This is a genomic window from Paenibacillus mendelii, from assembly GCF_024498075.1.
In the GTDB taxonomy this organism is placed as follows: Bacteria; Bacillota; Bacilli; order Paenibacillales; family Paenibacillaceae; genus Paenibacillus_Z; species Paenibacillus_Z mendelii.
The window spans coordinates 1-7,829 of record NZ_JANHOF010000040.1; the positions used below are offsets into that span (position 1 = coordinate 1).

Consider the following 7,829-nt stretch of genomic DNA (forward strand, 5'->3'; position numbering starts at 1 on the left):
TGAACTTGGGTCAAAATCTAAGAAAACGTGAGCATTTAAGAGAAAAGTGATTCTCCATAGAGGGAGGATAGTTCAATGTTTTCACGAATAATAATTGGATTGCCATATTTCAAAATCGTTCGATAATACTACGCCACGACAGATCTGGACTAAAGAAATATTTCAAATAGGAGGATATTATATGAGACTAAAGATCGAAGAATGGTTATCTAGTCAAATTGTTTCCGAAGAGGCTGGGAATCTTCTCAAGGAATCAATTGTTTGTTATAAAGCTTCTGCATATAGAGCTGGTTTTTTGTTTTCATATCTGTTTTTTCAGACTGTATTAAAAGAACGAATTTTATCTGCTAAAAAACCGGATGATGTTCCAGTAGCAAAATGGAATGCAATACTACAAAATTTACGGAACGATGATAAGTGGGACGAAGAAGTTTATGAAGCAGTGAAGAGAGGCCCTGGATCATGGGTCATATTTAATCTAACTGATGACTTGAGGCAGCAGGTTACATACTGGAAGAATAGACGTAACGATTGTGCACATGCTAAAACAAACGGCATTCAAGCATCACACGTAGAGTCTTTCTGGTCATTCATTCAATATAACTTGCCTAAGTTTGTAGTTAATGGAGGAAAAGCTGCACTATTAGAAAAAGTCAGAGTGCATTTTGATATTACCCTTACAGCACCGAATACAGATTTTGAGTATATAACTCAGGAGATTGTTCATTCGATTTATGAGCATGATTATAAAGAATTCATTGTAGAACTTAATCAGTTATTAGGAGATACGTTTTTCGATAGTTCATATGAATCTGAACGTAAAATTAGCTTTTGGTTAAGACTATTTGGATTAAACGAAGCTTTCGATGAAACCTTGATAGAGTATCTTCTGGAAAATGAAAAGTTATATAACGCCATATTGAAAAATGATTCTAGTAAGGTGGTGTATTTTAGAGGACATCCTCAGTTCATTCGAAAACTTTGGTTTGATGGTAAAATTGAGCCTAGCATATTAGCAGCATTACTTAGAAATGACCTGATACCAGTTGATCAACAGGAAGAAGCAATAGTGAATATAGTAAAATCCTACCAACGTGTATATCCTGAAATCATTCAGGAAGAAGATATGAATATATTAATTGCAAAGGGTCTCCCAACAATCTTTAAACGGATCGCATTTGAAGAACGTAATATATCTTCATTTGAATGGGCCAATCATGCAAAGAGATGGCTAGTGGTTTGGTATATTAAAAAATATGGTATTGATGAGACTATTGTGTGTTCTTTATCAATTACTTTTACAGGAGACCATCCGTGGCATCTGAGAGATGCATTAAAAGAAGTGTTTAATGAAGATCCAACACTTAAGGATTCGTTTGTGAGAATTGCTCAAGAAAAAGGGTACAGTTTACCGGTGTTGCTAGGTTTCAGAACCCTCTAATATTACCAAGCGTTTACGCTGCGGTGCATTCGCCATGAGTAGGCAAAGAAGATTATATTTGTCACCACAGATGACCGACCAAATAAAAGAAATTAGGGGCGGGTGGCGTCGTGAATCAGGCACGTTTTAGGAATTCAGCGTAAAAGACCCAAAATCTCACGGATTTAATCCCTTAAGCTAACGATAGCTCCACAAGATACGATGGCAGCCGGTCACATGACCGGCTGCCATCGTTCAATTGAAGTAACGGGCAGATTACCGAAGCGGGAATTAGGCGTAGTACTCTATTTACTTATCCCATAATCATCATATTGCATTTCCAAATCCATGTTTCTACAAATATGAAATCAATTCTGTTTCGTTTGGGTAGGTACTGAAAAACTGCTCTTGCGAAACAATACGGCGTTCTTGTGTTTTAAATCCTTCCAATGCTTTTTCCCAGTCGCCTTTGAGTTGCTCGGGACTGTTTCTTATTGCGTATTCACAATAAGCTATCTCGCGTTCTTTGACATTGAAGCCCAAAGGAATCAGGTGGTATGTTCTTTGACCTTCAACCAAATCCGTTCCAAATGTGTTCCGTGCAGAGAATTTGATATAGAACAAATTCTTTGCCATGTACTGTTTGTAGAACATTTGCTTTTCGTGAAAATCACATTGGTAATATGGTAAGCTATCATTCACGAAGCACTCATCCAAACCCAGCAGAACTCTCGCCTCCAATGGGGAAAGAGGAGTTTTATTAATATCCGTTAAATAGGCGTTGTTTCCAGCATCAAACAACACCCATTTGTTCAGATCTTTGATATACACCATAGAAACAACATGTGATTCAAAGTCGTTTGGACTAAAAGGCAAACAATGAATTGTTCTTGCGGGCAAACCGATTGAGAGACAGCATTCCGTCAAGACAATTGCTTGCAATCTGCAATATACGCCAAATTCAACACCTTTCCCGTAAGCGTAATCTAAAATGGATACGGAATCCTTGGAGATAAATTCGACGTCCTTTATACCGCCATTATGAAGTACGTGATCATGTACCCATCGCATCAATCTTGTGACTTTTGAGAAATCGTCACCTTCTCCAGCCACTTCTCTGACAGGATATTTATCTTGCAATGTTTTATATTGTGAATTCACTGTATCGTGTTCAATTACGAAGTCGTTGCATTTTGAAACTGAAAAATCTTTGAATACCCGTAATGCACCGGTATACAATAAATATTCGTTATTCACGGCACACCTACCTTATTAATTCTAATTTTCGCTCTTTGCTCTTACGTACTAACGACTTTTTCACGAACTTCTCAGAAATATCATCTCTTGAGGTGTTTACGAACTTCGTGAACACTACTTTACCAATCATGTTTTCTACTTCTCTCCCTCAATCTCCTGCTTCCAATTGAGCTAACGGGACACGATAGTTGAACGAAACAAGGAGCTTTGCCGCGGCAGCTGTTCCTTGTTTTTATTAAGCTAAAGGGCAGGTTACTTCCAATATCAGCTATAATTTAATTGAAAATACTCTAGGAGGATGGGATAATGCTTGGTCTACCTAATGGGGAAGTTTTTCTTATTCCTTGGACGAACGAGTGGGTAACAGAATTTACAAATGAGAGTGATAAGATAACATCTGAACTCGGTGAACTTGTCCTAGCAGTTCACCATATTGGGAGTACAGCGGTAAAGAATTTATCGGCTAAGCCTATAATTGATATTGCAATCGAACTGAAGGATTTTCAACTCGGAAAACATTGTGTTCAGGGTTTGGAACGACTTGGTTATGAATATAAAGGAACAGATATACTGCCGGAAAGGCATTACTTTAGCAAAGGAGAGCCAAGAACTCATCAGATACACATGTTCCTAACGGGTAATATATATCTAGAAAAGCAACTTGCCTTCCGAGATTATTTGTTGCATGACAATGAAGCATTGAATGAATACCAGACTCTAAAAGAGACGCTTTCCAGAACACATCAAACCGACAAAATTACGTATTCTCATGAAAAAACGGAATTTATTAATAAGATTATGGAGAAGTTAGGATTCAACTAACGAGGAACGATAGTTTAACCATGCGCATATAGAAGCGGAGTGTTGCAAGTGAACCACGAGCCTATTATCATCATGGATTTCAATCAGAAAAGATTGAAATTCGAAAAACCTCTGCAAGTGTGGCAAAGCTACAACAAGGAAAATGTTAAAGAGATTTTCGATAAAGTGCAGGAGGCAATCAATAATCAGTTCTATGTGGCTGGTTATGTCTCTTACGAGTGCGCTCCCGCTTTTGATAGGCACCTAAGTGTTTGTGATCCCGATGCAGAGATTCCGTTAGTATGGTTCGGTGTCTACGATAAACCAGTGGAAAAAGAGGCAATAAGGAGAGCTGGGGAGTACAACATATCAGACTGGAGTATAGGTAAAGACTTTTCGGAGTATAAAAACAACATTGCATGCATTCATGAAGCGATTGCTCGAGGAGAGACATACCAGGTTAACTATTCAACGCGTCTGCAAGCAAAGTTCAGTGGAGATGACTTTGCCTACTATGAACATTTGAGCGAAGCCCAGCATACCAATTATTCCGCCTATTTGAATATAGGACGCTACCGAATTCTTTCAGTTTCACCCGAGCTTTTCTTTCAATGGAATGGAGATAACATCCGCACGAAACCAATGAAAGGTACACTACCCAGGTCGGAGAGCAAAAGAGCTTTGCTTGAATCCGAGAAGAACCGAACGGAGAATGTGATGATCGTGGATCTCCTTCGGAACGATTTAGGTCGTATTGCCAAGACAGGCACCATAAAGGTGCCTAAGCTGTTTGAAATCGAGGAGTATCCTACCTTGTACCAAATGACCTCGACCATAGAAGCGAATACAAAGCAAGGAATCACCTTGTTTGATGTATTTCAAGCTATGTTTCCCTGCGGGTCTATTACTGGAGCGCCCAAAATATCTACCATGAAGATCATATCATCTTTGGAGCAGGAGCCACGTCACATATACTGCGGTGCTATTGGGCTTTTTGTACCTGGTGAAGGAATCACATTTAATGTAGCCATTCGCACAGTCCTTGTTGACACGCTTACTCAGCAGGCTGTGTATGGAGTAGGTGGAGGGATTATCTGGGATTCAACCGCAGTGGACGAGTATGAGGAGATGAGGACGAAATCCAGGGTGTTGACTAATCGGAATCTCCAGATTGGGAAAACAGAAGTTGATTGTGAGTAGCCTTAAGAAACGTATAACGCTGGTCTTTACGCTAACTGGACACGATAGCTCAACGAAACAAGGAATAGTTTGCCGCGGCAGCTGTTCCTTGTTTTTATTAAGCTAACGGACAGGTTAGTTCTATAAAGGGGTTCAAAAACCATTTAGATAATATTCACCTAAATGGTTTTTTGTTTGATTTTTTTGTACGGATGTACTAAAATAAAAACATGTGTAAAAAAAATATACCAACTAACCAAAAACAAATGTCGTTCATCGAAAAAGCTCGTAGAGCTCAAATTGTGGAATGTGCGATTGAGACAATCGCAGAAGTAGGTTACACTCAAGCCTCTTTAGGAGAGATTGCAAAACGTGCGAAAATCAGTAAGGGGGTTATCTCTTATCACTTTGCAAATAAAGAGGAATTATTGGAGCAAATAGCTATCGAATACTATATAGCTTGGCAATCATACATTGCTCCACGAATAGAAGCTCAAAAATCTCCTAAAGAAATGCTTCGAGTGTATATTGAATCCAATCTTGCATTTGTAGCTGAAAATCTGCAGCATGTTTTCGCTGTTATAGAATTGGGTTCTAAAAAGATAACTGCTGATGGTAAACTCCAGTTTGCAGCAGACCATGATGAAGCTATTTTACTTCCAATTGAAAATATTCTCGCCCTAGGGGTGCATGAAGGGCTTTTTCGGGAATTTACCAAACCATCGGCAAGGGTGATGGCGTTAACAATTAGAAATGCCATTGACGGGTTTACTATGGAATTAATGAGAAAGCCTCATTTAGATGTTCAGGAATATACGAGAGAACTGGTTACAATCTTCGATATATCAACTAAAAAGTGATGTGTCACCAAGGGGGTTACCAATGTTTTACTACGATGTACTTTGCTATAATTGTAAAAAAACATTCAGGGTATACGAAGGTTCACTAAAATATAAACAAGCTAAGGAAAGAAAGGTTAAGTTTTTTTGTTGCGAAGATTGTGCTGATAAAATACGCATTGAAGCAATTTTGAATTTTATGCGCGGGATTAATCGTTTTTAATTTTTGATTTTCTCAACGATTATTGTCAAATATTGCACTAAAACGCCGCGTCAACAATTAAACCGAGCAACTCCGTCTTTACGAATTTTTCTTATGGGAGATTAAGCTAACGGGACACGATAGTTGAATAACACACATTGTCGAGCAGACTGCCGTAGCCTGCTTATTTTTATTAGCCTAACGGATATTGGCTGAAATTGGAACCTTTCTAAGATACTAATCGTCTAAATAACCCCATAGAAAGCAGCATCACCGGCCCTAGTCCGGCAATGCTGCTTTTCCGATTCTATTCATATAACCCGCTGATGCTAATAAAAACCTACTTCATTGTAATTGAGATATCTTCGTTCTTTTGGACCCAATCGACCTTCGCGCCAAGCGATTCGTTGATGAATCGAAGCGGCAAATACGAGACGCCATTCACACCAAACGGATCGTTCGCGAGCATCACCGTTTCATTATTCAGCTTCGTCTCGCCCGTCTTGAGATTGATGGATATTGACAAGGCAGGCTTGGCTGCATCCGTCCGATTGATAGTAGCAATTTTGTTCTGGTCATCCCACTTGAATTCCGCCCCGAGCTTCTCGAATACGGAGCGTAGCGGTATAAATGCCTGACCGCTGCTGGTAATAACACCGTTGTTGAGCGGAACCAGCTCGCCATTGAGATGCACAGAAATCGCCTGTTGTACTGGAACCGGTGTATCATGCATCAGCTCATAGTCGCCGTAGCCTAGCTCAGCATGCTTGTTGTAGCCATATCCCCAGAGCGTCCCGTCTTTTTTCTGCATAATGGCATGCATGCCGCCGCTCTTTATGTTCGTGATAGCAGATGCAAGCTGCTTGAACTCCGGGTTCTCCGGCATCTTTTCCCGCTCAAGCGAAGCCAGCTGAAGGCTGCCTCCTTCAACGAGAACAAGCAAGGACCGATTGGCGATAACCACATCCTTCACATTCTTAATGCTGGTAAACAGAACAGGTATATCCTGAGGGTGATACACCGTACCGTCGGAGGACCCGGTGTATGTATAGCCCCAGTAATAGAGACGTCCGTCACGGTCAATTGCCAAACTTGTATCATTGTTTTTATAAATCGTTTGAATATTGCTTAAACCCTTCATCTTCTTCGCTATTTGCTCTCCCGGTTGCTCGGCGCTGATGCGAGACAAGGTCCATATATTGCCGTTCTTGTCCAAGGCAAGGTTGTCTAAGATTGCCATAACGCCGCTTAGCGAAGCGACTGGTTTAAATTTCTTAAACTCATCGACGCTCACCCAGACGGTACCATCCTTTTTTAAGAAAACCCAGTGGAATTTGTCGGCGATTTGAGATGACTCAGTATAATAATTCAAATCCACTACATCGCTCACATCTGGCACAAGATTAAACTTAGCGTCACTGCCATTTATGGTAACGGTATAAACATTCCCTTTGGCATCAAGTGCAACAACACTTCTATCATCTCCCATACGGACCATTGTCAGATTGCTCACTCCGCTCACCTGAATGGCCTGGAGTGGGGCATTACCCGACGATTGATACAAATGCCATACGGAGCCGTCCCGCTTCTTGACAAAGTACTGGCCCAACCATGTCTCAACATCAGTAAGTCCATAAATCTGGGTGGGTACCGATTTAAGTCCTGTTCCCCATACCCAAAACGTTCCGTCATTCTTGAGTAAAGACGTCGGTTCAAAAGATCGTATACTGCCTGAGACATCAGTCGCAGCCGCAGCAGCTGGTACAACAACTCCCAAAGCCATAGTGGAAATTAGCCCTGCTGCAACTACCCATTTCTTTGCCCGCTTCTTCATTCTATCGTTCATCATCATTAATCGCCTCTCCCAATGGAAAATTACCATATAGATGGAATTTGACACCCACCATTGATATAAACGAAACAAGATGGAAAATGTTGCGAAGGTTCAACAGTAAGGTTGGTTACCCTTATATTATTCAGTCACAATTAACCTTACGGGGAACGATAGTTGAACGAAACAAGGAGCATTTTGCCAGCGGCAGCTGTTCCTTATTTTTACTAAGCTAACGGGCAGCATTCCTATTATAAAGAAATACGAGATTTGAGAAACAAAATGACTCCTTGGTATGAT

The 7,829-nt window shown here is 40.4% G+C and carries 6 protein-coding genes; 4 read left to right on the plus strand and 2 right to left on the minus strand.

Annotation, left to right across the window (positions count from 1 at the left end; translation table 11 throughout):
• Positions 1-181 precede the first annotated feature (181 nt).
• A complete protein-coding gene (locus NNL21_RS35625; protein WP_204822846.1) occupies positions 182-1,441 on the plus strand; it encodes a hypothetical protein in 1,260 nt (419 codons plus the stop codon).
• A gap of 333 nt (positions 1,442-1,774) precedes the next feature.
• Here NNL21_RS35625 and NNL21_RS35630 read toward each other — a convergent pair whose 3' ends face one another.
• Positions 1,775-2,677, minus strand: a complete 903-nt coding sequence (locus tag NNL21_RS35630; protein WP_204822845.1) for a transglutaminase-like domain-containing protein — start codon at positions 2,675-2,677, stop codon at positions 1,775-1,777.
• 306 nt (positions 2,678-2,983) lie between these two features.
• On the opposite strand from NNL21_RS35630, the gene NNL21_RS35635 reads away from it, so the two are divergent.
• The 3 genes from NNL21_RS35635 (at position 2,984) to NNL21_RS35645 (ending at position 5,517) form a co-directional block, all read left to right on the plus strand.
• Positions 2,984-3,499: a GrpB family protein gene (locus tag NNL21_RS35635; protein ID WP_204822844.1), complete on the plus strand. Its 516-nt coding sequence runs from the start codon at positions 2,984-2,986 to the stop codon at positions 3,497-3,499.
• A 48-nt stretch (positions 3,500-3,547) separates the two neighbouring features.
• Complete coding sequence (gene pabB, locus NNL21_RS35640) at positions 3,548-4,678, plus strand: aminodeoxychorismate synthase component I (protein WP_204822843.1); 1,131 nt, start codon at positions 3,548-3,550, stop codon at positions 4,676-4,678.
• Between the two features lie 209 nt (positions 4,679-4,887).
• The gene (locus tag NNL21_RS35645; RefSeq protein ID WP_204822842.1) at positions 4,888-5,517 is read left to right on the plus strand and encodes a TetR/AcrR family transcriptional regulator; all 630 of its coding nucleotides are present in this window, start codon (positions 4,888-4,890) and stop codon (positions 5,515-5,517) included.
• A gap of 521 nt (positions 5,518-6,038) precedes the next feature.
• Here NNL21_RS35645 and NNL21_RS35655 read toward each other — a convergent pair.
• Complete coding sequence (locus NNL21_RS35655) at positions 6,039-7,550, minus strand: stalk domain-containing protein (protein ID WP_204822841.1); 1,512 nt, start codon at positions 7,548-7,550, stop codon at positions 6,039-6,041.
• Positions 7,551-7,829: the final 279 nt, after the last annotated feature.

Excerpts from the sequence above, each read along its gene's own strand:
- NNL21_RS35625 (WP_204822846.1), top strand. The coding sequence starts at position 182 with ATGAGACTAAAGATCGAAGAATGGTTATCTAGTCAAATTGTTTCCGAA.
- NNL21_RS35635 (WP_204822844.1), top strand. The coding sequence starts at position 2,984 with ATGCTTGGTCTACCTAATGGGGAAGTTTTTCTTATTCCTTGGACGAAC.
- NNL21_RS35645 (WP_204822842.1), top strand. The coding sequence starts at position 4,888 with ATGTGTAAAAAAAATATACCAACTAACCAAAAACAAATGTCGTTCATC.
- NNL21_RS35655 (WP_204822841.1), bottom strand. The coding sequence starts at position 7,550 with ATGATGATGAACGATAGAATGAAGAAGCGGGCAAAGAAATGGGTAGTT.